Source organism: Erythrobacter neustonensis (assembly GCF_001663175.1).
GTDB classification, from domain to species: Bacteria; Pseudomonadota; Alphaproteobacteria; order Sphingomonadales; family Sphingomonadaceae; genus Erythrobacter; species Erythrobacter neustonensis.
The window spans coordinates 2819190-2841500 of the sequence record NZ_CP016033.1 but is presented as its reverse complement, the minus strand read 5'-3'; the positions used below and the strand labels follow the sequence as shown (position 1 = coordinate 2841500).

The window sequence follows — 22311 nt, the reverse complement described above, 5'->3', positions numbered from 1 at the left end:
GATCGACAATGCGCGCGTTCATTTTTCCGGGGCAGGGTAGCCAGAAGGTCGGCATGGGTGCCGATCTGGCCGAGGCAAGCGCGGCAGCGCGCGAGGTGTTCGAAGAGGTCGACGACGCGCTGCGCCAGCACCTTTCGGCGCTGATGCGCGAAGGGCCCGAAGACCGCCTGACGCTGACCGAAAATGCGCAGCCTGCGATCATGGCCAATGCCATCGCCACCTTGCGCGTTCTGGAGCGCGATTTCGGGATCAAGCTGCTCGAACACGCCAATTGCGTCGCAGGCCATTCGCTGGGCGAATATACTGCACTGGCCGCGATCGACGCCTTCAGCCTCGCCGATACCGCGTTGCTCTTGAAGCTGCGCGGATGGTCGATGCAGGCCGCGGTGCCGGTGGGCGAGGGCACGATGGCGGTGCTGCTCGGCGCCGATGTCGCGCAGGCCAAGGCGCTGGCGGAGGCAGCGGCGCAAGGTGATGTGTGCGAGATCGCCAACGACAATGATCCCTCGCAGGTCGTGCTCTCGGGCCACACCGCCGCGATCGAGCGTGCGGTCGCGCTGGCCAAGGAGCACGGCATCAAGCGCGCGATGATCCTCAACGTGTCGGCCCCCTTCCACTCTTCGCTGATGGCGCCCGCTGCTGCGCGGATGGAGCGCGCGCTTGCCGAAACGCCGCCGGCTGCGCTGAAACTGCCGATCTATGCCAATGTTACTGCCGCTGCCGTGACCGACGCGGACGAGGAACGCGGGCTGCTGGTCGAGCAGATCACGGGCCGCGTGCGCTGGCGCGAAAGCGTGCTTGCCATGCGCGCCGATGGGGTCGAAAGCTTCGTCGAACTGGGCGGAAAGGTCGTCGGCCCGATGGTCGGGCGGATCGACAAGGAAGCCGAGGTGAAAAGCCTCGTCACGATGGCTGACCTTGAAGCCTTTGCGAAGGAGATCGCATGATGTTTGCGTTGAACGGGATGACCGCGCTGGTGACGGGCGCGAGCGGCGGGATCGGTTCGGCGATCGCCCACGCGCTCGCATCGCAGGGCGCGCGCCTCGCGCTGTCGGGATCGAATGCGGCGAAGCTGCGTGCCTTCCGCGACGAATTGAACGAAGCCTACCCGCACGATCACGAAGGTCATGTCGAGATCACCTGCGATCTGGGGAATGCAACGCAGGTCGAGGAGCTGATCCCGGCGATGATGGACACGCTCGGGCGGATGGACATTCTCGTCAACAATGCGGGGATCACCCGCGACAATCTGGGTATGCGGATGAAGGACGAGGAATGGGATCAGGTGATCCGCATCAACCTCGAAGCCAGCTTCCGCCTGATGCGCGCTGCGGCCAAGCCGATGATGAAGGCGCGGTTCGGCCGGATCATCAACATCACCAGCGTGGTCGGCAGCACGGGCAATCCGGGCCAGATGAACTATTGCGCGGCCAAGGCGGGCCTGACCGGCATGACCAAGGCGTTCGCGCAGGAAGTTGCCAGCCGCGGGATCACCGCCAATTGCGTCGCGCCGGGTTTCATCCGCACCGCGATGACCACCGCGCTCGATGACAAGCAGCAAGCCGCGATCAATGGCCGGATCCCGATGGGCCGGATGGGCGAGGGCGGCGAAGTCGCCGCTGCGGTCGCCTTCCTCGCCAGCCGCGAGGCGGCTTACGTGACGGGCGAAACGCTGCACGTGAACGGCGGGATGGCGATGCTGGGGTGATGCGGGGGGCGGGCGCGCGTTTTCTGCACGCCCTTATCCCCAACGGAGTCGCCCTGCGCACAGGCCCCTGCTTGCCCGCCGCGCTCCTCGCGCTAAGGTTTTCGGGACTTTCCGGCGCTTGAGGGCGATTCCTTCGTCCCTTGCGTCACATACAGGACCGATAGGGACAAGCGATGAAGGCCACGATCGAACGCGCGACGCTGCTGCGGTGCCTCTCCCACGTTCAATCCGTGGTGGAGCGGCGCAACACCATCCCGATCCTTTCCAACGTGCTGATCGATGCCGATGTCGATGGCAGCGTGCGGGTGATGGCGACCGACCTCGATCTGCAGGTGATCGAAACGATGACCGCATCCTCGGTCGATCAGCCGGGCGCGATCACCGTGTCGGCGCACCTCTTGTTCGACATCGCGCGAAAGCTGCCCGACGGCAGCCAGGTCAGCCTCACCACCAGCGACAACCGGCTCGAGGTCAAGGCGGGCCGTTCGAACTTCAAACTGCCGACGCTGCCGCGCGACGATTTCCCGGTGATCGTCGAAGGCGACCTGCCGACCAGCTTCGAAATCCCTGCGCGGATGCTCGCCGAACTGATCGACCGCACGCGCTTTGCGATCTCGACCGAAGAAACGCGTTACTACCTCAACGGCATCTTCCTCCACGTCACGGACGAGGACGAGCCGCTGCTGAAAGCGGCCGCGACCGACGGCCACCGCCTCGCGCGCTTCACCCTGCCGCGCCCCGAAGGCGCTGCGGGCATGCCCGACGTGATCGTGCCGCGCAAAGCCGTGGGCGAGCTGCGCAAGCTGCTCGACGAGGCGATCGATGCCAATGTGCTGATCGATCTTTCCGCCAGCAAGATCCGCTTCACGCTGGGCGGCGAAGGCGGCGTCGTGCTCACCTCGAAGCTGATCGACGGAACCTTCCCCGATTACAGCCGCGTGATCCCGACCGCGAACGACAAGCTGCTCAAGGTCGATCCCAAGCTGTTCTTCTCGGGCGTGGACCGCGTCGCGACGATTGCCACCGAAAAGACCCGTGCGGTCAAGATCGGCCTCGATAACGACCGCGTGACGCTGTCGGTCACTTCGCCCGACAACGGCACCGCGGCCGAAGAAATCGCTGCCGAATACCGCGCCGAAGGCCTCGAAATCGGTTTCAATGCCAATTATCTCAAGGACATCCTCGGCCAGATCGACAGCGACATGGTGGAACTGCACCTTGCCGATGCCGGTGCACCGACGCTGATCCGCGAAAGTGACACGGCGCGCGCGCTCTATGTGCTGATGCCGATGCGGGTTTGACCGGGATGCGCAGGGCCCTTTGCCTCGCCGCGTCCGCGGGCCTGCTGGCGGTACACCCGGCTGCGGCCAGCGCGGCCACCGCAGGAGAGAACCTCGATTGCGCGATGTGGGCGGCCTATCGCATCAACGATGCACAGGATGACGCAGAGCGCAATGCCCTCATGATTGCAATGGCGCTGTTCGTCGGGCTTTACGAGGGCCAGACCGGGAAGAACGTCGACGAGGCGATGGTCGCTCGAGCCAGGGAACTGGACGAGTCGCAATTCGATGTTCTGGAAGAGCCTTGCTCCGCACGATTGGACAGCTTCGCCGATCGCCTGGAGGCGCTCGGAAGGAGGCTCGGCGCTTCCGGTCATTGATGCTGCTGCCTCGCTGCGGCCGAGAGGAGAAAGGCGATGGACGCCATCAAAGTGCATGTCCGCAGGGGCGCGCTAACCGATGCCGCGCTGGCCGAAGTGCCGCTTGGCCCGCTGGGCGATGGCGAGGTGCGGCTTCAGATCGAGAGCTTCTCGGTCACCGCCAACAATGTCACCTATGCGGTGGTGGGCGATGGCTTCCGCTATTGGGATTTCTTCCCCGCGCCCGATGGCATGGGGATCGTGCCGATGTGGGGCCATGCGCGGGTGATCGAGAGCCGCCATCCCGACATTGCAGTGGGCGAGCGGGTCTATGGCTATCTGCCCATGGCGAGCCACTTGGATGTGCTGCCCGGACGGGTGAGCGCCGGGGGCTTCTCCGACATGGCCGAACATCGCCAGCCGATGAGCCCGGTCTACAACAGCTACACCCGGCTTGCCGCTGATCCCGAGCACGATCCGGCGCGCGAGGCGGAGCGGATGATTTACGGCCCGCTGTTCCGCACCGGATTCCTGATCGAATATTTCCTGCGTGGGCAGGACTGGTTCGGGGCCGAGCAGCTGGTGGTCACCAGCGCTTCCTCAAAGACCGCGATGGGGCTGGCGAGCGTCGCGCGGCAGAACTCGCCGCGGATCCAGCGGATCGGGCTGACCTCGAAAGGCAATGTCGGCTTCGTCGAGGCGAGCGGGCTTTACGATTCTGTTGTCGCCTATGACGATCTGGGGCGTGTGCCCGTCCTGCGCAGCGTCGCCGTGGACTTCGCCGGGAACGCCGAGCTGCTGGCGAACATCCATCGCCATTTCGAGGACGCGCTCGCGCATTCGGCGCTGGTCGGTGCGACCCATATCGAGGCACGCTCGGTGTTCGGAAAGAACGATCCGCTGCCCGGCCCCAAGCCGCAGCTGTTCTTCGCGCCCGACCACGCGGTCGCCTTCTTCAAGATGCACGGGGCAGAGGAGGGCGGCAAGATGGTCGCGGCCGCCTGGCGCGAGTTCCTCAAGGCCGCCGAGGGCACCATCGCGATCGAGCGCCACAAGGGTCTCGAAGCCGCACGCGACGTGTTCACCGCGATGGCGGCCGGGCAGATCGACCCGGCCAAGGGGATCGTGATCGAGCCCTAGGCCGGTCGGCGCGCGGGCGGGGGATCACTCCGCCGCTTCGGCCAGCTCGACCCGCTGCGGCCCGCGGATCAGCCCGCCCGGCGTTTCGCCCGTCCACGTGCCGTCACGGAAGGTGACGACGCCGTTCTTGATCGTCGCGACATAGCCTTCGGCCTTCTGCAGCAGCCGCTTGCCGCCTGCGGGAAGATCGAATGCCATCCACGGCTTGCCGAGCTTCAGCCTGTCCATGTCGATGATGTTGAGATCGGCAAGATAGCCCGGCGCGATCACGCCGCGGTCCTCCAGCCCGTAAAGTACGGCGGTGTCGCGGCACTGGCGCTTGATCGCCTGCTCAAGCCCGATCCGCTCGCCGCGGCGGCGGCTCTTTACCCAGTGTTCGAGCATGAAGGTGGGCGAGGCGGCATCGCAGATCGTCCCGCAATGCGCGCCGCCGTCCGACAGCGAATTGACCGTGTCGTCGGCATGCTGGAGCGGAACGAGGAAATCGAGATTGCCATCGGCGTAATTGAGGATCGGCAGGTAGATGAACCCCTTGGCGTCATCGCGGCACAGCAGATCATAGGCGTATTCCTGCGGTGCGACCCCGGCAGCCTCGGCGCGGGCGTTGATGCTGGCATCGACCGCCGGTTCGTAATCGAAATCGGGGTCCATTTCGAATTGCAGAGACCAGCCCATGCTGATCGCCATCACCACGCCGCCGATGTCCTTGGGCGCGTCGGTGTAGTCGTTAGGCTCGGCGAGCATTTGCGCTTTGAACGCTGGATCGAGCAGCTTTGCGCGCTGCTGCTCCCATGGCAGATCGGCAATCGCCATCCAGCTCGGGCGGAAGCGGAAGGGGTGTACGGTGCCCTGCCATGCCATCACGATCCCGTTCCCGCGCAGCGCGATCTGCGCGACGATATTGGCGCCATTGTCGTTTTCGGCGCGCATCTGCGCGATCTGTTCGTCGAGCGGAAGTTCCTTGGCGATCGATTGCAGCGCGGCAAAAGTGACGGGGATGCGCGCCTCGCGGCTCAGTTGGCCCATCCAGGCAAATTCGTTCCACTCGCGCTTGAGGTCGCTCGCCATCTCGAACACCGCATGCCCGCCCGCCGCAGTTGCGCGGCCCATCGCATGGCCGATCGCGATCAGTTCCTCGGGCGTCGCGGTGGTGCCGGGGACGAGTTCGCCGTCGATCGACTTGTGCAGCACCGTGCGCGAAGTCGAGAAGCCCAGCGCGCCGGCGCGCACGCCTTCCTCGACGATCGCGCTCATCGCCGCGATGTCTTCCGGCGTGGGCACGGCGCCGGGCTGCTCGCGCTCACCCAGCACATAGGCGCGCACCGCGCCGTGGGGGACATGGGTGCCGATATCGACTGTGCGAGGGAGCTTTTCCAAAGCGTCAAGATATTCGGGGAAGGTCTCCCAGTCCCACGTCATCCCTTCGGCGAGCGCGGTGCCGGGAATATCCTCGACGCCTTCCATCAGGCTGATCAGCCATTCGTGGCGGTCGGGCTTGGCCGGGGCAAAGCCGACACCGCAATTGCCCATCACCACGGTGGTAACCCCGTGCCAGCTCGACGGGGCCATTTCCCGATCCCACGTCGCCTGCCCGTCATAATGCGTGTGGATGTCGACGAAGCCGGGGGTGACGACCATTCCGCCCGCGTCGATCTCGTCAGCGGCGCTACCGGTGATCTGGCCCACGGCTGCGATCAGCCCGTCTTTCACCGCGACATCGCCCACAAAGCCGGGCGCGCCGGTGCCGTCGACGATCCTGCCGCCGCGGATGATCAGATCGTAATGCGCCATTGCCTCTCTCCCTCAAGGGGCGAGGATGTCGCAATCGGCGGTGCCTGTCCAGCGCGGCGCAGTCCCTCAGGCTTAGCGGATTTGTCAGTCGTCGGAGACGATGAAATCGATCGGCTTGAAGCTGCCGCCGTTCGAGGCATAGGCCGAACACGCGGTCAGTCCGATCAAAAGATCGCACTGCGCGCGCATCCGGATCGTGTCGCCTGCACGGCTGAGCGGGGGCAGCACTTCGATCTTGCCGGTGGGCGATACGGGCACGTTCATGAAGATATTGAACGCGGTCGGGATCTGGTCGGGGCCGATGCCATAGGGGGCAAGTGCCGCAGCCAGATTGCCGAAACAGCCGCGGTGCACCGGCTTGTCGGGATAGAAATGCGTGAAGGTATCGTGCGAACACGGGGTCAGCAGGAAATCGTGCCGCCCGACATCGTCATGCTCGATTTCGAGCATCTTGCGCGACCTGTTCGACCACAGGAACGCGCCCGTGGTGAGCAGGATCGTCTCCTCGTAATCGAAGGTGCGCCCGTTCGAGATCACCTCGCCGGTGTCGCCCAGCGCATAGGCGACCATGTCGCTGACCTGCGTGCCTTCGGGATCGATCACGGTCAAAGATTGGCCCGCCAGCAGCGGAAAGGCGATGCCGGAACGCGGCGGGATGCGGGTGGTCATGCTGTGCGCGGGTCCTTGAAAGGGCATTGCCAGTCGTCGTTGACGGCGCGGCCGCTGTATTGCCGCGCTTCGCTGACATCGCCGTGGCGCGCGAGCATCGGGTTGATCGATCCGTCGAGCTTCACATCGCGCGCGAGGATCGCGCTGCGCAGTTTCTCATAGCGCTGTTCAGCGCGCAGCCGTTCGAACTGGTCGTGGAGGTTGAACACCATCGTCGGATATTGCGCACGGCGGGCCGCGCGCGAGGCGTTGGGGTGCATGCCCACAACGAAATAAGCCTGTCCGCCGAAACTCAGCGAGAAATGCGGATCGCCCGGATCGCTGCTGATCCCTTCGCCGGGTTGATAGCCGTGCCAGTCGTCCTTGTCGGAAAGCGACTGGATGCGTTCCCACAAGGCAGCCTCGAAGGCGCGCTCGTCGAGATCGTCGGGGCCCGAGAACACCACGGCAAGACTGCGCAGCCCATCGCCGTTTTCGGCATAGGCCTGGCTCCATTCGGTCAGCGCGGCGTGGATCGCCAGATCGTCCCACGAACTGGTGATCGACAGCGCGGGAAAAATTTCGAGCATTCCCGAATTCATCGCCGATTTCGCGCCGACACAGGGAAAATCACGATCGGCGATGTGCGCGTGAAGGCTCTCCTCAAGCGCCTCGCGATCGATGATGGCGGGCAGCGGTTTGACAGATGTAAGCAAGGGCATCCCGCCATAAAGCAAGGAATTTTCGCAATGTTCCGGGTCCGTGCCGGCAATCGGCAGCTTCGGGACGAAGCGGTTCTTACACGCGTCCGGCCTTGCGGCAGGTGACGCCGATCCCGGCGCGCGCTCAGGCCGCAGCGCGTTTCGCCTGCCGTGCGCGTTCCTTTGCCGTATCGGGCGCATCCAGAAATTCGCGGATCGCCGCGACGCTTTCATCGGCATGGGTCAGCAGGAACAGGTGCCCGCCGCCGGCAAAGGTTACCAGCCGCGAATTGGGGATCATCGCCTTCAGGATCTTGCCATTGGCCAGCGGGACGATCTGGTCGTCCTCACCCATCATGATCAGGGTTTCCTTTTTCATGAAAGGCAGCGCGGGAAGGCTGGTCCAGCCCATCATGCACATCAGCTGATAGACATAGCCGCGCGGAGAAGGGGGCTTCAGGCGGCTGATATGGTTCGCCTTGTGATCGGTGCCGCCGCTTGCGGTCAGGCCGCCGTAGAGCGTCTTGAAATGCTTCGCCATGAAGTCGGGATCAACATAGCGGCGCGGATCGGCCATCTTGGTGAAGGCGGCCGGATTGCCCGGCACCATCAGGATGCCCGGCGTGGTCGCGATCAGCGTCAACCGCCGGGTCATGCGCGGATGTTGCAGCGCAAAGTGCTGCGCCATCGCGCCGCCCCACGACACGCCCATCACATCGACCCGGTCGAGGCCGTAACGTGCGAGCAGCTGCGAGGCCGTCCAGCTCATGATGAAGGGGTTGTAGGGGACCACCGGATCGGGCGATTCGCCGGTGCCGGGCATGTCGAACATGATGAAGCCGCGTTCGGGCATCGCAGCGGCGAGCGGAGCGACCGCTTCGATATTCGCGCCGATGCCGTTGAAGAACAGGACGGGCAGATGATCGGACGGCATATCGAGCCGCCACGCGGCAATCCGTAGCGTCCGGCCGCCCACTTGCTCCATCGTCACGACCGCGCCGTCCATGGGATTGCTCACCAATTCTTGTCCTTTCTGCGCCCCCGGAAAAAGGGGCGGGTTGGGCGCGCACGCCGATCCCTTAGCGCGCGCGCCCACAAGCTTGTGCCGGCCCGGCGATCGTTGCCGAACGCCGTGGCCGCGGGCGGGTGTATCAGACTTCTTCGACGACGTAGAGTCCCGGTGCCGCTTCCATCGCGGGATAGGCTGCGCTCCCGAGACTGGCGGGGGCTGCGGTCTTCTCGCCCGAGCGTTTCTGCAGCCATTCGGTCCACAGCGGCCACCAGCTGCCCTTGACCTCTTCGACGCCTGCCAGCCAGTCATCGGCGGTGGCGGGCAGCTTGCCCTTTTTCGACTGGACGAAATACTTCGCCTTCGGATTGCCCGGCGGGTTGAGGATCGCCTGCATGTGCCCGCTTTGCGAAAGCACGTAAGTCACATCCTTCGATCCGAACAATTGCGTCGAACGATAGGTCGCCTTCCACGGGGTGATGTGATCGGTGACCCCGCCGAGGATGAACAGGTCGGCGGTGACCTTCGACAGATCGATCTTGTGCCCGGCCATCTCGACCTCGCCCTGCTTGGTGAAGGCAAGCGTTTCGAACAGCGTCAGGAAATCGCCCATCAGGCTTGAGGACAGGTTGGTCGCGTCCGCATTCCAGAACAGCACGTCGAATGCCGGCGGGTCTTGCCCCAGCAGGTAGTTGTTGATGACATAGTTCCAGATCAGGTCGTTGGGCCGCAGCCAGGCAAAGCCGCGCGCCAGATCGTCGGCCTTGATCACCCCGGCTTTCATCGCGCGCTGCCGGGCCAGCTGCATCCCGTTTTCGCTGACCAGTGAACCGGCTTCGATATCGGTCGGCTTGGGGTGCAGCACGCACACCATCAATGTCAGCGCGCCGAGGATGGGATTGTTGGTGGCGGCAAGCTTCGATGCCAGCACCGCGGCGGTCTGTCCGCCCGAGCATCCCGCCGACACGTTGACCTTTTTCGACCCGGTAATGTCGGCGACCACCGCAAGCGCCTTTTCGCAGGCGGCGATGTAATCGTCCATGCCCCAGTGGCCCATCTCCTTGGTCGGGTTGCGCCATGAGATCACGAAGGACTGGATACCGTTCTCGACCTGCCACTTGATCACCGATTTGTCGGGCGACAGGTCGTTGATGTACATCTTGTTGATCTGCGGCGGGATCGTCAGCTGCGGGACCGCGTAAACCGTGTCGGTGGCGGGGGCATATTGCACCAGCTCCATGATCTCGTCGCGATAGATGACATTGCCTTTCGAACAGGCGACGTTCTTGCCGACGGTAAACGGCCGCTTGTCGACCTGGCTGACCATGCCCTTGTTGTGGACCATGTCGTTATACGCGTTCTGCAGCCCCTTGATGAGGCTGAGCCCGCCCGAATTGATGATCTGCTTTTGCGCGGTCGGATTGCCCACGAGGGAATTGGTGGGGGCAAGCCCGTCGAGAATGATGTTGGCGATGAAGTTCGCGCGGTTGCGTTCAAGCTCGTCTAGCTCAAGCTCTTCGAGCCAGTTCTTCATGCCCTTCTGCACGGCGAGGTAATATTGCGCGCCAGCCCGGAAGAACGGGTTGTAAGCCCAAGCGGGGTCCATGAACCGCTTGTCCTTGGGATCGGGGGCGAGATCGCTCTTTCCAGTCATGATCTTGACCATGTCCTGTGCGATCGCGGTGCTGTGGCGCACCAGCCGCGCCGGATCGGACGCGGTTTCGCGCAGCAGCAATGCGACCGCGCTGACGAAATCCTCGCGCGCGACGCCGATCAGCGGGCCCAGCGCATTGGTGGACTGCGCGGCTTCGTTTTCGAGCTTTACCTTGGCTGCCATTTCGATCGATCCCCTTGTCCCGCCCGTTCGCCCGCGCTGCTTTGCACAGTCGCTGTTGCGATACGGGGCATTGCAACAAGGTGTGCAGGCTTGGCGGGCAAGTTGCAAGCATCGGCTTGGGCTGGCGGGCTGGGCTGCAAAGATGAAAGAATTGGCGCTGCCGGTTAACGATTTCATCAGCGATTCGCGGGCATGCCGCCGCGATGGCTGGGGAACCGATCCGGAAGCTTGCGACGCCCGATCCGCGCGCCCGCGATGGGTCGCGCGGTGAGCGGTCGCTTGCCCGGACCGATCCCGCACAAGGACCCCACGGCACCGATGGCCGCGCCCGCGATACACGCCGCGGGCCGCATCGCCTTCGCACCGATGCCGGTAGCGCCGCGCAGGAGGTTGCCGACAGATCAGCCGGAGAGCAGGATTTCTATCTCCCGCGCGAGGCGGGCGGCATGACGCTGTTTCTGGTGGCCGCCTTCGTGCTGGCAGCGCTGGTGTTTCAGGGATTGCCTTCGCCGGTAACGCTGGGCCTTGCGCTGGCATCAGCCGCGCTGTTCGCCTGCGGCTCGCTGTTTGCCGTGACCGAGCGCCGCCCCGAGACGGGGGCTGCGGCAAGGTTGGCGATCGTGTTTTTCGGCATCATCCTGCCGATGGCCTGCGCGGGCCTCGCGCTGGCGTTATGGGTCGCAGAAGGGTTGCCCTGGCAATGGGCGATCGCCACCCTGGTTTGCATTAATGCTGCCGCAGCCGCGCTGTTCGACATGCGGATCGTCTCGCTGTTCATCGGCAAGATCGCCGGTTGGGCAGGGTTTGCAATACTGGCGCCAAGCGGTGTCACCTATGCCGCCATTATTGCCGCGGCGCTGACGCTGTTGCTGATCGCGCGGCTCGAATGGAAGGCCGCGCAGCGCCGCCGCCTCGCCCGCGAAGCGCGCGAACGTGTCGCCGCGCGCGCCGAGGATATCCTGCGCAGCTTCGAGGAGACGGGGCAGGGCTGGTTCTGGGAAACCGACCGGCGCGGGCTGATCACCTATATCTCGCCCAAGGCTGCCGCCGTGCTGGGGCGCCGCGCCGAAGATGTCGTGGGTGGCCCGCTCGCACAGATCGTCGACCCTTCCCAGAGCGCGGCTGACGCGGAACGCACGCTTGCTTTCCACCTGTCGGCACGCTCGGCCTTCCACGATGTCGAGGTGCGCGCGGCGACCACGGGAGAGGAACGCTGGTGGGCGCTCGCGGGCCGTCCGGTCTATGATGGCTACAAGAATTTCTGCGGCTTTCGCGGGCACGGCACCGATCTCACCGAAAAGCGCCGCAGCGAGCAGCAGGTATCGCGCCTTGCGCATTACGATTCGCTCACCGGGCTCGCCAACCGCGTCCAGATGAGCAAGGCGCTCGAACAGATCCTCGCAGCGCCCAGCGCGCGCGAACGATCCTGCGCGGTGCTGATGCTCGATCTCGACCGGTTCAAGCAGGTCAACGATACGCTGGGGCACCCGGCTGGCGATGCGCTATTGAAACAGGTGGCGCAGCGTCTGGAGCGCGCGATCGGCCAGCAGGGGCGCTGCGGGCGTTTGGGCGGCGATGAATTCCAGGTGATCGTGCCCGGTCATCAGGATCGCAGCACGCTGGCCCAACTGGCGCAGGAAATCATCGCTGCACTTTCGCAGCCCTACGCGGTTCAGGGCACGAACGTGGTGATCGGCGCATCGGTGGGAATTGCACTGGCGCCGGAGCACGGGGCGAGCAGCGAGGAGCTGATCCGCAATGTTGACCTGGCACTTTATGCCGCCAAGGATGCGGGGCGCGGAGTATCGCGCTTCTATGCCGCCGATCTGCACGCAGCGGTCGAAGAACGCGCCGAGCTTGAACAGGACCTGCGTGAAGCGATCGCCAAGGGCGAATTCCAGCTGTTCTACCAGCCTGTGGTGTTTGCCGCGAACGAGAAGATCGTCGGCTTCGAGGCGCTGATGCGCTGGCATCATCCCAAGCGCGGATGGATCAGCCCGAGCAAGTTCGTGCCGATTGCCGAAGACACCGGCCTGATCGACCGGATCGGGCAATGGGTGCTGCGCACCGCGTGCGAGGATCTGGCCCGCTGGCCGCGATCGGTGCGCTGCGCGGTCAATGTCTCGGCGTTGCAATTCGCCAACCCCGACCTGCCCAATATCGTCGCCAACGCGCTGGCGCACAGCGGGGTCGCGCCGTCGCGGCTCGAACTGGAAATCACCGAAAGCGTGTTCCTCAACGACAACGCCGGCACCGATGCGATGTTCAAGGCGTTGAAGCGCGTGGGCGTGCGCCTCGCGCTCGACGATTTCGGCACGGGCTATTCCTCATTGGGCTATCTGAAGAAGGCGCCGTTCGACAAGATCAAGATCGACCGCAGCTTCGTGCAGGGCGCGACCGAGGAGGGCAGCCGCAACGGCGCGATCATCGCTTCGATCACCAGCCTCGCCGAAGCATTGCATATGGATACCACCGCCGAAGGGGTGGAGACGCTCGACGAGCTTGAACTGGTGCGCCTGCTGGGGTGCAGCCATGTCCAGGGACATATCTATTTCAAACCGATGAGCGCAGCCGAAGCCGCATTGCTGGTGGCAGGCGATCTGGTGGCGGAGGCCGAAGGGCCGCAGTCGGTGCGCGCAAAGCGCCAGAATCTGCTGCGGCGGGTGGTTGTGGTTCACAACGGCAACCGCCTAAATGCCACGGTGCGCAACGTCTCCGAAAGCGGCGCGATGGTCGAAGGCCTGTGGAACGTGCCCGCGGGCAGCGTCTTGCGCGTCGAATTCGGCGCGGACACATCGATCACGGCGCAGGTGCGCTGGTCGCGCGAAAACCGCGTCGGGATCGAATTCCACCAGCCCCTGCAACGCCGTGCAGATGGCGGGTTTCCGGTTTTCAAGCCGGCGACGCAGGCCGCGCCGATCGGATAATCGCGGCATATTTTGCCTTGTGGATGCCGATCGCCTTAGCAGAAAAATAACCACCCCGCTTTAGTCCCTGTCAAACAACGTCCGGCGCAGCGGCCTCGACTGCGCGCGGTGTCTGAAGGATTATCAGCGGGATGTCCCTGAAGGGTCTGTTGTCTTCTCGTCACGGCGGCGCATCGCCCGCGCGTGCGCAGCCCCGTCCGGCGTCGGCCGGCGCAGCGCCGGGCATGTCCGATGGCGAGCGGTTGGCGATGCTGGACGAGCTGGAACAATCCGGCCTCGGCTGGTTCTGGGCGAGCGATGCACACGGCCACCTCACCTATTTGTCGCCGACGATCGCCGCGCGGCTCGATCTTGCGCTTGGCGATCTGATCGGCAAACCGCTCACCACGATCTTCGCCGCGGCCGACCGCGAAGAACGCGGCAAGTCGCTCGCGTTGATGCTCGGCGCGCACCGGGCGTTTTCGGGGATGTCGCTGCGCGCCAGCCAGCGGCCCGAAGGCGCAGTGCTGCGGCTGGCAGGCCAGCCGGTCAAGGACGCGCAAGGCAACTTCATCGGCTTTCGCGGCACCGGCGCAGACATCACCGAGGAATTCTACCGCGAGGCGGAAACCGCGCGGCTGGCGCGCTTCGATTCGCTTACCGGGCTCAGCAACCGCCACCGCATGGCGCAGCATATCGACGCCACGCTGACCGCGTTCCGGCAGGCCAAGCGCAATTGCGCGCTGATGATGCTCGACCTCGATCGCTTCAAGCATGTCAACGATACGCTGGGGCATGCGGCGGGGGACGAACTGCTCAAGCAGGTCGCGGCCCGCCTTGGCCGCGCGATCGACCGCGAATGCGAGATCGGCCGGCTGGGCGGCGACGAATTCCAGGTGCTGCTGCCCGATATCGACGACCGCGGCGTCCTGGGGGACATCGCGATGAAGATCATCACGATGCTGCGCCAGCCCTATAGTCTTGACGAAGGCCGCTGCGTGATCGGTGCCTCGGTCGGGATCGCAATCGCGCCGCACGACGGGGTGAGCCGCGAGGATCTGGTGCGCGCGGCGGACCTTGCGCTCTACGCAGCCAAGAACGGCGGGCGCGGGCAGTTCCGGTTCTTCTCGGGCGAACTGGAAAACGAGACGATCTTTCGCCGCCGGCTCGAACAGGATCTGGGCACGGCGCTGCGCGATGATCAGCTGTTTCTGCGGTTCGAACCGATCGTCGAAGCGGGCGCCGGCACGGTCGCGTCGCTCGAAGCGCATGTCTGCTGGAACCACGCAGACCGCGGGATCATCGACGAAGAGGAATTCGTGCAGATCATCGAAGGCTCGGCGATGCAGGCCGATGTCGGGCGATGGGCCATCGCCGAAGCCTGTGCGCGCGCGGCGCAATGGCCGGGGACCGTCAGGGTTGCGGTGAATGTTCCGGTGGCGCTGTTCCTCGCCGATGACTTTGTCGCGCTGGTCGCCGGCGCGCTCGAAGAGGCAGGTCTTGCACCGACGCGGTTGGAACTCGAAATCAGCGAAGCGGTGTTCTTCGGCGATACCAGCGTGGTCGACCGCACGCTTGCGGCCCTGTTCAAGCTCGGCGTGCGGCTCACGCTCGACGAATTCGGGTCGGGCTATTCCTCGCTCGCCTACCTGCGGCGCGCGCCGTTCGATGCGATCAAGATCGATCCCAAACTGGTCGCCGAGGCCGAGCGTCACGACAGCCGCGAGATGGGCCTTGTGCGGGCGATTGCCGCGCTTGCCGGCGCGTTGCAGATGGACACGATGGCCGGCGGGATCGAAAGCGCAGCGCTGCTCGCGGCGCTGACGACGAGCGGTGTGCGCTATCTCGAAGGCCCGATCTTCTGCGAGCCGGTCGATGCCGAGATCGCGCTGGCCGAAATGGCGGGCGGCACATGGAAGATCGATCCCAATGCCGAACGCACGGTGCGCGCACGGCGCCGCACGGTGTTCCGCAAGATCCAGGTCATCCACGACGACTATGCCTATGAAGTCACCTTGCGCAACCTGTCGCGCACCGGCGCGCTGATCGAAGGCCTTGCCAATGTGCCCAAAGGCACGCAGTTCGTGGTCGACCTCGGCGGCGGCCAACTCGCCGTGGCAACGGTGACGCGCACCAACGGCGATGTGCAGGGGCTGGAATTCGAGCAATCGCTGGTCGAGGATGGCGCGGGCGGCTTATGCACCCGCAACCGCGTCTCGCCCTATGCGCTCGCCGCGGCGGGGACGCCGGTTGCGCCCTTGGCCCCGGGGAAGTTTGCCGGCTTCGCCAATATCGGCGCGATCCCCAAGTTCGGTTATGCCGCATCGCCCGGCGCGGAGATCGGGTGACGGGCAAGACGGTGAGCGCAGTTGCGTTTTTGGCGCATGACATTGCCGCGTTCCGACGCTAATCGGCGGGGGCAATGACTGACCTCTCCAAAATCCGCAATTTCTCCATCATCGCCCATATCGACCATGGCAAGTCGACGCTGGCGGACCGGTTGATCCAGTTCACCGGCGGCCTCACCGCGCGCGAGATGTCCGAGCAAGTCCTTGATAACATGGACATCGAGAAAGAACGCGGGATCACCATCAAGGCGCAGACCGTGCGCCTCGAATACACCGCCAAGGATGGCGAGACCTATCAGCTCAACCTGATGGACACGCCCGGCCACGTCGACTTCGCCTATGAAGTCTCCCGCAGCCTCGCCGCGTGCGAGGGCGCGCTGCTGGTGGTTGACGCGGCGCAGGGCGTCGAAGCGCAGACGCTCGCCAACGTTTACCAGTCGATCGAGCACGATCACGAAATCGTCCCCGTCATCAACAAGATCGACCTGCCCGCCGCCGAACCCGAGAAGGTCAAGGCCGAGATCGAGGACATCATCGGACTCGACGCGTCGAACGCCGTGCTCGCATCGGCCAAGTCGGGCATCGGCATCGAGGAAGTGCTCGAAGCCGTGGTCGAACGCATCCCGCCGCCCAAGGGCCGGATCGATGCCCCCCTGACCGCCAGCCTCGTCGACTCCTGGTACGACCCCTATCTCGGCGTCGTCATCCTCGTGCGCGTGATCGACGGGAAACTGACCAAGGGGCTCAACATCAAGTTCATGCAGGGCGGCACGCAGCACCTTGTCGACCGCGTCGGCTGCTTCACGCCCAAGCGCACCGACCTTGCCGAACTCGGCCCGGGCGAGATCGGCTTCATCACCGCGCAGATCAAGGAAGTCGAACAGGCCCGCGTCGGCGACACGATCACCACGGTCAAGGGCGGCTCAGAAGTCGCGCTGCCGGGCTACAAGGAAGTCCAGCCGGTGGTGTTCTGCGGGATGTTCCCGGTCGACGCTGCCGATTTCGAGAAGCTGCGCGAAAGCATCGCCAAGCTGCGGCTGAACGACGCCAGCTTCAGCTTCGAAATGGAATCAAGCGCGGCGCTGGGCTTCGGCTTCCGCTGCGGGTTCCTCGGCCTCCTGCACCTCGAAATCATCCAGGAACGCCTCTCCAGAGAATACGATCTCGACCTCATCACCACCGCGCCATCGGTGGTCTACCGCATCCACCTTGGCCATTCGCGCTATGAAGATGCCAAGGTGATCGACATCCACAACCCCGCCGACTGGCCCGATGAAAACCGCATCGACGCGATCGAGGAACCGTGGATCAAGGCGGTGATCTACACCCCCGACGAATATCTCGGCGCGATCCTGAAACTGTGCCAGGACCGCCGCGGCATCCAGACCGAACTGACTTATGTCGGCGGGCGTGCGCAGGTGTCCTACGAATTGCCGCTCAACGAAGTCGTGTTCGATTTCTACGACCGGCTGAAGTCGATTTCGCGCGGCTATGCCAGCTTCGATTACGAACAGATCGGCACGCGCGAGGGCGACCTCGTCAAGATGAACATCCTCGTCAACAACGAGCCCGTGGATGCTCTGTCGCTGATCGTCCACCGCGCCAACGCCGAAGAACGCGGCCGGGGCATGTGCGAGCGCCTGAAAGACCTGATCCCCCGCCACCTGTTCAAGATCCCGATCCAGGCCGCGATCGGCGGCAAGGTGATCGCCCGCGAAACCATCGCCGCGCTGCGCAAGGACGTGACCGCCAAGTGCTATGGCGGCGACATTTCCCGGAAGAAGAAGCTGCTCGACAAGCAGAAGAAGGGGAAGGCCAGAATGAGAGAATACGGCAACGTCAGTATTCCTCAGGAAGCTTTCATCGCAGCGCTTCGCATGGGTGAAGAGTAACCTCTCTCATTCTGAGCGGATGGGAGTGAAGCCCCGCGCCTAGCGCAGACGTTCGCGCTGCGAACGGCAAGCTAAAAGCGAGAGGCTGTAACTCCGGCCGGCGGGTGGCCGCAGGCCATCCCGTTCGACGTCATGGCCGCGGCTTTGCCGCGGCCTTTTTTATAGGTTTATCAGTCGCATGTCTTGCGCCTTTGCACGATCGCATTCATCATGTGCCAAACGATATGAGGGCAATTGATGGATTCGGTAACACAAGCACTCGTTTTGGACTTTGCAGAAAGCAACGGTCTGAAAGGCATGTCGGATGACAAAAAATTCGAACACTTTGCAGCGTATAGTGTCATCTCTTCGAGATACTCGGAGGAGTTCGACACTATCGATCTAGTAGCTGGCGATGGCCAAGATTTAAACGTCGATGCGTTCGCAGTGAAAGTAAACGGACGTATAGCCAATGATGCGGATTACATTGATGACGTTTTGCAGTTAAATGGCTACCTAGATGTAGAATTTATTATCGTTCAAGCAAAGTCATCATCCAGTTTTGATGGTTCCGCAATTATCGCTCTCGGTGATAACTTGGTTAATGAGGTATTTGCTGATGAACAGAACCTCCCATTCAATGATGATATTAAAAAGTTAATTGAAATCAAGCAGCGAGTTTATAAAAACGCCTCTCGGCTGAAAGATAATCCCTCATGCAGAGTGTATTATGTCTGCACCGGCAATTGGCTTGAAGACACATATCTTGTTGAGGCAATTAAAAGAAAAAAGCAGGAGCTCTTTGATACAAACTTGTTTTCTCATGTCGAATTCGAGCCCATCGGCGCCAAGCAGCTTCAGGCGCTCTACCGGGCGACTAAGACCAGCATCTCTCGTCAAATAGAATTTGAGAAGTTGGTCACTCTTCATAAAATAACGGGTGTTAGTGCATCATATCTTGGAGTGTTACCGGTCAAAGAATTTTTGAAATTACTCGTTGATGATGGCGGAGACATCATTAAGTCCGTTTTCGTCGACAACGTTAGAGACTTTCAAGGCGACAATCCCGTCAATGCTGACATAGCAAAGACGATAACTGACCGGCTTTTTGACCAATTCGTTTTGCGTAATAATGGAATTACTATCGTTGCCCGAAATATTAAAGTAACATCAAGTCAATATATTTTAGAAGACTACCAGATCGTCAATGGATGTCAAACAAGCCACGTAATATTTGGAAACAGGGATATCATAGATGGCGATCTATATATTCCTATTAAGCTAATCCATACTAATAGTGAAGACGTTGCACAGAGCATCATAAAATCTACAAATAAGCAGACAAATGTAGAGGAAAACGATCTTCTTGCCTTAACCCAATTTCAAAGAGATTTGGAAGATTTTTACTCTGGAGTGCAGGGGGAGGCAAAGCTTTTTTACGAGAGGCGTGCAAAGCAGTTCGCTTCAACTGTAGGCATAGAGAAAGGTCGGATTGTCACTATCGGAAATCAATTAAAGTTTTTTGCGTCGATGTTTCTTAATTTCCCTCATCAGGCAAGTCGCTATCAGGGGACGCTGCTGAAGTCGGTTAAAGACAGAGTTTTTCAAGCAGATCACCGACCTGAGCCATACTTTGTCGCTGCGCTTGCAGCTTACCGATTTGAGATAGCGTTACGCAAGTTGAGCATAGAAGATCGTAACATTAGGCCGTTTAAATATTTCCTGCTTTATGCTTTTCGTGTTCGTTATGAAGAAAATGAATTTCCGGGAGCAAAAAATAAGAAAATCGCATCATATTCAGGTAGACTTCTCGAAAAGATTGACGATGGCATTAAGTCAAAATCAGTTTTCGATGAGTGCGTGGCGATTGTGCGAGAGGCTCTTCAAAACCTTAATTTGCCTATCGAGAGAGATAGCGCGAAATCACGCCCCCTCGTTGACGAGGTGAGGAAAGTTGCCGAATTACGTCGGCCTGATCCTATGGCAAAATGATTAGTTCGCATTGGCTTCCAGCTTGCCGTTTGCTACGCAAACGACTCCGCTGCGAGCCTTCCCCGCCTAAGGCTCAAAACTGTCATCCTTGATCGTCCAGCGCGTCTTGGGCGGCGGCGCGGGCTTCGGCTTGCCATACGAGTACCCCTCGGGCGGATGCTGCGGCGGCGCCTCCTCCTCCTGCGAAGGCCCAGGCAGCGCAGGCACGGCGGGCGGGTCGAAATGCGTCGTCGGCGTGTCGAGGGTCACCTCGACCATCGCGGCGAGGCGCGCGTCCGCGCCGTGGGCGGCGAGGTCGCGGTCGCGTAAGCTACAGAAATGCGCGAAGGCGGCGAGCGCCTCGTCCGAGAGCACCGCGCGGCGTTGGGGGCGTTCGCGTTCGATGCGGCGGCGGATGTCCTCGATCTTGCGATCGATGCTCGCGCGCACGTCGGCGGCCGAGACGAAGCCCTGTTCGGCCTCCCATTCCTTGCGCCATTGTTTCTTGTGCCGTTCGAGCGTCTGGCGGTCGACCGCGTTGAGCCGCCGTGCGCCGCCGCCGGTGGCGAAGCGTTCGGGGGCGCGGTTGCGCAGGATGAACATGAGGAGGCCGTCGTTGCGCTTGATCCGGGTGCCGATCAGCTTGCCATAGGAATAGACGGGTTCCTCGGTGCCGTTGAGGGCGCGGTCCATCGCGACATCCTCGACCCGCTGGACGCCGAGATCGAGCGCGGCGGCCCAGGCGGCGCGGAACGCCTCGGCCCCCGGCTGGCGGCGCAGGTGGTAGGCGCCCTCGGTGCTCATGTCGACCGCGCGCGCGGCGGCCTCGACGCTGCCGGTGTCGGCGAGCGCTTCGATGAAGCCGCGCTGGCGGGCGGGAGTCCAGCCGTCGTGGCGGTTGCACCGGCGCGGGACGGGGGCGAAATCGGGCAGCTCGCCGGGATCGACGGCGCGGCGGGTGGTGCGGGGGTCGGACTTGCGGGTCATGGCGGGCCTTTCGCAGGGTGGGGCGCGAAGGGCCGGTTGGAGCAGGAAAGCGCGCAGTAGGAAAATCTGGGGTCGGTGGGCGTGAGGGTATGCAGCTTCACTTGGCGTTCAGCGCGGGCCTCGTTATACGGCTGGCCATGTCGAGACATCTCCCCCGCCAGATCGCGCGCGCCGCGCTTGCCGCCGCCACCTTCGCCAGCCTTTCGGCCTGCGCCAGCAACGATGCGGGCAAGGACGTTGCCTATGTCGCGCGCGATGTCGAATCGCTCTATGCCGAGGCGCAGAAGCGGCTCGACCGGGGCAATACGCTGCAGGCGGCGGCGCTGTTCGACGAGGTGGAGCGGCAGCACCCCTATTCGCCGTGGGCGCGCCGGGCGCAGCTGATGAGCGCGTTCAGCTATTATGTCGCGCGCGATTACAACAAGGCGATCCAGAACGCGCAGCGGTTCCTGTCGATCCACCCGGGCAACAAGGATGCGCCTTATGCCTATTATCTGATCGCGCTCTCCTATTACGAGCAGATCAGCGATGTGAACCGCGACCAGAAGATCACCGAGCAGGCGCAGACCGCGCTGCGCGAAGTGAACCGGCGTTTCCCGCAGACCGAATATGCGGCTGACGCGCGGCTCAAGCTCGACCTTGTCGCCGATCACCTCGCGGGCAAGGAAATGGAGATCGGCCGGCATTACGAGCGGATGGGCCTGTGGCTTGCCGCCGACATCCGGTTCCGCAACGTGGTCGAGAAGTTCCAGACCACCAGCCACACGCCCGAGGCATTGTTCCGGCTGACCGAGACCAGCCTGGCGCTGGGCGTGCGCGAGGAAGCGGTGAAATATGCCGCGGTGCTCGGCGCGAACTATCCGGGTTCGGAATGGTATGAGCGCGCCTTCAAGCTCGTCGACAAGAACGCGAGCGGCGTTTCGGCGTCCTGACGGCCCGGCCGCCGCGCCCCGTCAAGGGCGCGGCAGGCGAGGGTTCAGTCCGTGCGCTTCCACGCCCATGCCAGATGGCAGGGCAGGATATTGAGCCATTCGAAACCCCAGTCGACGCGGTCGAAATACCGCGCGCTGAGATTTCCTGCGACCTTGCTGAACTGGTAGGTCAGAAACGCGCCGCCCGGACGGATCGCGCGCGCGGTCGCCGCAGCAATCGCCGGGCCGACCCCGTCGGGCAGCGTCGAGAAGGGCAGGCCGGACAAGACATAGTCGGCATGCGCGTGCCCGTGCGCGCGGATGATATCTTCGACATCCTCGGCCGATCCGTGCACCGCGACAAAGCGGCTGTCGGTGATCGTGCGCTTGAGATAGTCGATATAGAGTGGGTTGGTGTCGATCACGATCATTGTGCCGTCGCGCGGCAAGCGGTCGAGCACCGGACGGCAGAAGGTGCCCACGCCAGGGCCATATTCGACGAACAGCTTGCACGCCGACCAGTCCACCGGGGCCAGCATCCGCGCGATCGTGAAGCGGGATGAGGGGATGATCGAACCGACCATCCGCGGATGCTCAACAAAACCCTGAAAGAACACGCCCCACGGCCCCAGCACCCGGCGCAGATCGCGGCTCCAGCGGCGCAATCTGCCTTCGCGCGCGATATTATTGACAGTCATGGAGGCCACGCGATCCCTTGTTATCTTCGCCACTGCGGCAAAGGCGCAAGGCGCGCGTTCGCAAATCCGATCACGCTTGGCAAGCGCCCGGCGCTCCGATTGGCGACGAGATGCGGCATAACATCGCCCGCCGGCACCGGCACGGC

Annotated in this window: 17 protein-coding genes; 10 read left to right on the top strand and 7 right to left on the bottom strand. The window is 63.0% G+C overall.

Translation table 11 applies throughout. The features are described 5' to 3' along the window. The first annotated feature begins 8 nt into the window (after positions 1-8). From fabD to A9D12_RS13145, 5 genes are all read left to right on the top strand, one after another. On the top strand, positions 9-947 hold the full coding sequence (gene fabD, locus A9D12_RS13165) for an ACP S-malonyltransferase (RefSeq protein WP_068352574.1): 939 nt from the start codon (positions 9-11) through the stop codon (positions 945-947). Beyond that, positions 947-1708 (top strand): 3-oxoacyl-[acyl-carrier-protein] reductase, encoded by a 762-nt coding sequence (gene fabG / locus A9D12_RS13160; protein ID WP_068354530.1) that lies wholly within the window; start codon positions 947-949, stop codon positions 1706-1708. Before fabD ends, fabG begins: the two co-directional genes overlap by 1 nt. 173 nt (positions 1709-1881) lie before the next feature. Continuing rightward, positions 1882-3009: a DNA polymerase III subunit beta gene (gene dnaN, locus A9D12_RS13155; protein ID WP_068352573.1), complete on the top strand. Its 1128-nt coding sequence runs from the start codon at positions 1882-1884 to the stop codon at positions 3007-3009. Further along, positions 3006-3368 (top strand): hypothetical protein, encoded by a 363-nt coding sequence (locus A9D12_RS13150; protein WP_156522886.1) that lies wholly within the window; start codon positions 3006-3008, stop codon positions 3366-3368. Before dnaN ends, A9D12_RS13150 begins: the two co-directional genes overlap by 4 nt. A gap of 36 nt (positions 3369-3404) precedes the next feature. After that, positions 3405-4487 (top strand): DUF2855 family protein, encoded by a 1083-nt coding sequence (locus tag A9D12_RS13145; protein ID WP_068352569.1) that lies wholly within the window; start codon positions 3405-3407, stop codon positions 4485-4487. 24 nt (positions 4488-4511) lie between these two features. Here the strand turns inward: A9D12_RS13145 and A9D12_RS13140 are convergent, their stop codons facing one another. The 5 genes from A9D12_RS13140 to A9D12_RS13120 form a co-directional block, all read right to left on the bottom strand. Then, on the bottom strand, positions 4512-6278 hold the full coding sequence (locus A9D12_RS13140) for an N-acyl-D-amino-acid deacylase family protein (protein WP_068352567.1): 1767 nt from the start codon (positions 6276-6278) through the stop codon (positions 4512-4514). 84 nt (positions 6279-6362) lie between these two features. After that, positions 6363-6947 carry a DUF1989 domain-containing protein gene (locus tag A9D12_RS13135; protein WP_068352565.1) on the bottom strand — a complete coding sequence of 195 codons (585 nt, stop codon included), beginning with the start codon at positions 6945-6947 and terminating at the stop codon, positions 6363-6365. Further along, entirely contained in the window at positions 6944-7642 is a 699-nt protein-coding gene (gene gntA / locus A9D12_RS13130; RefSeq protein WP_231889634.1) for a guanitoxin biosynthesis heme-dependent pre-guanitoxin N-hydroxylase GntA, read from the bottom strand. Before gntA ends, A9D12_RS13135 begins: the two co-directional genes overlap by 4 nt. Before the next feature lie 130 nt (positions 7643-7772). Next, entirely contained in the window at positions 7773-8645 is an 873-nt protein-coding gene (locus A9D12_RS13125; RefSeq protein ID WP_231889633.1) for an alpha/beta fold hydrolase, read from the bottom strand. 133 nt (positions 8646-8778) lie between these two features. Further along, positions 8779-10473, bottom strand: a complete 1695-nt coding sequence (locus A9D12_RS13120; RefSeq protein ID WP_068352555.1) for a PHA/PHB synthase family protein — start codon at positions 10471-10473, stop codon at positions 8779-8781. Between the two features lie 203 nt (positions 10474-10676). On the opposite strand from A9D12_RS13120, the gene A9D12_RS13115 reads away from it, so the two are divergent. The 4 genes from A9D12_RS13115 (at position 10677) to A9D12_RS14560 (ending at position 19590) form a co-directional block, all read left to right on the top strand. Continuing rightward, on the top strand, positions 10677-13400 hold the full coding sequence (locus A9D12_RS13115) for an EAL domain-containing protein (RefSeq protein ID WP_068352552.1): 2724 nt from the start codon (positions 10677-10679) through the stop codon (positions 13398-13400). 131 nt (positions 13401-13531) lie between these two features. After that, on the top strand, positions 13532-15727 hold the full coding sequence (locus A9D12_RS13110; protein ID WP_231889632.1) for a sensor domain-containing protein: 2196 nt from the start codon (positions 13532-13534) through the stop codon (positions 15725-15727). 74 nt (positions 15728-15801) lie between these two features. Next, complete coding sequence (lepA, locus tag A9D12_RS13105; protein WP_068352549.1) at positions 15802-17619, top strand: translation elongation factor 4; 1818 nt, start codon at positions 15802-15804, stop codon at positions 17617-17619. A 237-nt stretch (positions 17620-17856) separates the two neighbouring features. Beyond that, positions 17857-19590, top strand: coding sequence for an AIPR family protein (locus tag A9D12_RS14560; protein WP_082925564.1), 1734 nt, complete (start codon positions 17857-17859; stop codon positions 19588-19590). Between the two features lie 66 nt (positions 19591-19656). Here the strand turns inward: A9D12_RS14560 and A9D12_RS13100 are convergent, their stop codons facing one another. Further along, positions 19657-20556: a hypothetical protein gene (locus tag A9D12_RS13100; protein WP_068352548.1), complete on the bottom strand. Its 900-nt coding sequence runs from the start codon at positions 20554-20556 to the stop codon at positions 19657-19659. Between the two features lie 137 nt (positions 20557-20693). On the opposite strand from A9D12_RS13100, the gene A9D12_RS13095 reads away from it, so the two are divergent. Continuing rightward, positions 20694-21488 carry an outer membrane protein assembly factor BamD gene (locus A9D12_RS13095; protein ID WP_068352538.1) on the top strand — a complete coding sequence of 265 codons (795 nt, stop codon included), beginning with the start codon at positions 20694-20696 and terminating at the stop codon, positions 21486-21488. Between the two features lie 44 nt (positions 21489-21532). Here the strand turns inward: A9D12_RS13095 and A9D12_RS13090 are convergent, their stop codons facing one another. After that, positions 21533-22165 carry a class I SAM-dependent methyltransferase gene (locus A9D12_RS13090; RefSeq protein WP_068354527.1) on the bottom strand — a complete coding sequence of 211 codons (633 nt, stop codon included), beginning with the start codon at positions 22163-22165 and terminating at the stop codon, positions 21533-21535. Between the last annotated feature and the right edge of the window lie 146 nt (positions 22166-22311).

Bases quoted from the DNA above. Each gene is read 5' to 3' on its own strand.
- fabG (WP_068354530.1), top strand. From the start codon at position 947: ATGTTTGCGTTGAACGGGATGACCGCGCTGGTGACGGGCGCGAGCGGC.
- A9D12_RS13100 (WP_068352548.1), bottom strand. From the start codon at position 20,556: ATGACCCGCAAGTCCGACCCCCGCACCACCCGCCGCGCCGTCGATCCC.
- lepA (WP_068352549.1), top strand. From the start codon at position 15,802: ATGACTGACCTCTCCAAAATCCGCAATTTCTCCATCATCGCCCATATC.
- fabD (WP_068352574.1), top strand. From the start codon at position 9: ATGCGCGCGTTCATTTTTCCGGGGCAGGGTAGCCAGAAGGTCGGCATG.
- A9D12_RS13145 (WP_068352569.1), top strand. From the start codon at position 3,405: ATGGACGCCATCAAAGTGCATGTCCGCAGGGGCGCGCTAACCGATGCC.
- A9D12_RS13110 (WP_231889632.1), top strand. From the start codon at position 13,532: ATGTCCCTGAAGGGTCTGTTGTCTTCTCGTCACGGCGGCGCATCGCCC.
- A9D12_RS14560 (WP_082925564.1), top strand. From the start codon at position 17,857: ATGGATTCGGTAACACAAGCACTCGTTTTGGACTTTGCAGAAAGCAAC.
- dnaN (WP_068352573.1), top strand. From the start codon at position 1,882: ATGAAGGCCACGATCGAACGCGCGACGCTGCTGCGGTGCCTCTCCCAC.
- A9D12_RS13140 (WP_068352567.1), bottom strand. From the start codon at position 6,278: ATGGCGCATTACGATCTGATCATCCGCGGCGGCAGGATCGTCGACGGC.
- A9D12_RS13115 (WP_068352552.1), top strand. From the start codon at position 10,677: ATGGCTGGGGAACCGATCCGGAAGCTTGCGACGCCCGATCCGCGCGCC.
- A9D12_RS13120 (WP_068352555.1), bottom strand. From the start codon at position 10,473: ATGGCAGCCAAGGTAAAGCTCGAAAACGAAGCCGCGCAGTCCACCAAT.
- A9D12_RS13095 (WP_068352538.1), top strand. From the start codon at position 20,694: ATGTCGAGACATCTCCCCCGCCAGATCGCGCGCGCCGCGCTTGCCGCC.
- A9D12_RS13135 (WP_068352565.1), bottom strand. From the start codon at position 6,947: ATGACCACCCGCATCCCGCCGCGTTCCGGCATCGCCTTTCCGCTGCTG.
- A9D12_RS13090 (WP_068354527.1), bottom strand. From the start codon at position 22,165: ATGACTGTCAATAATATCGCGCGCGAAGGCAGATTGCGCCGCTGGAGC.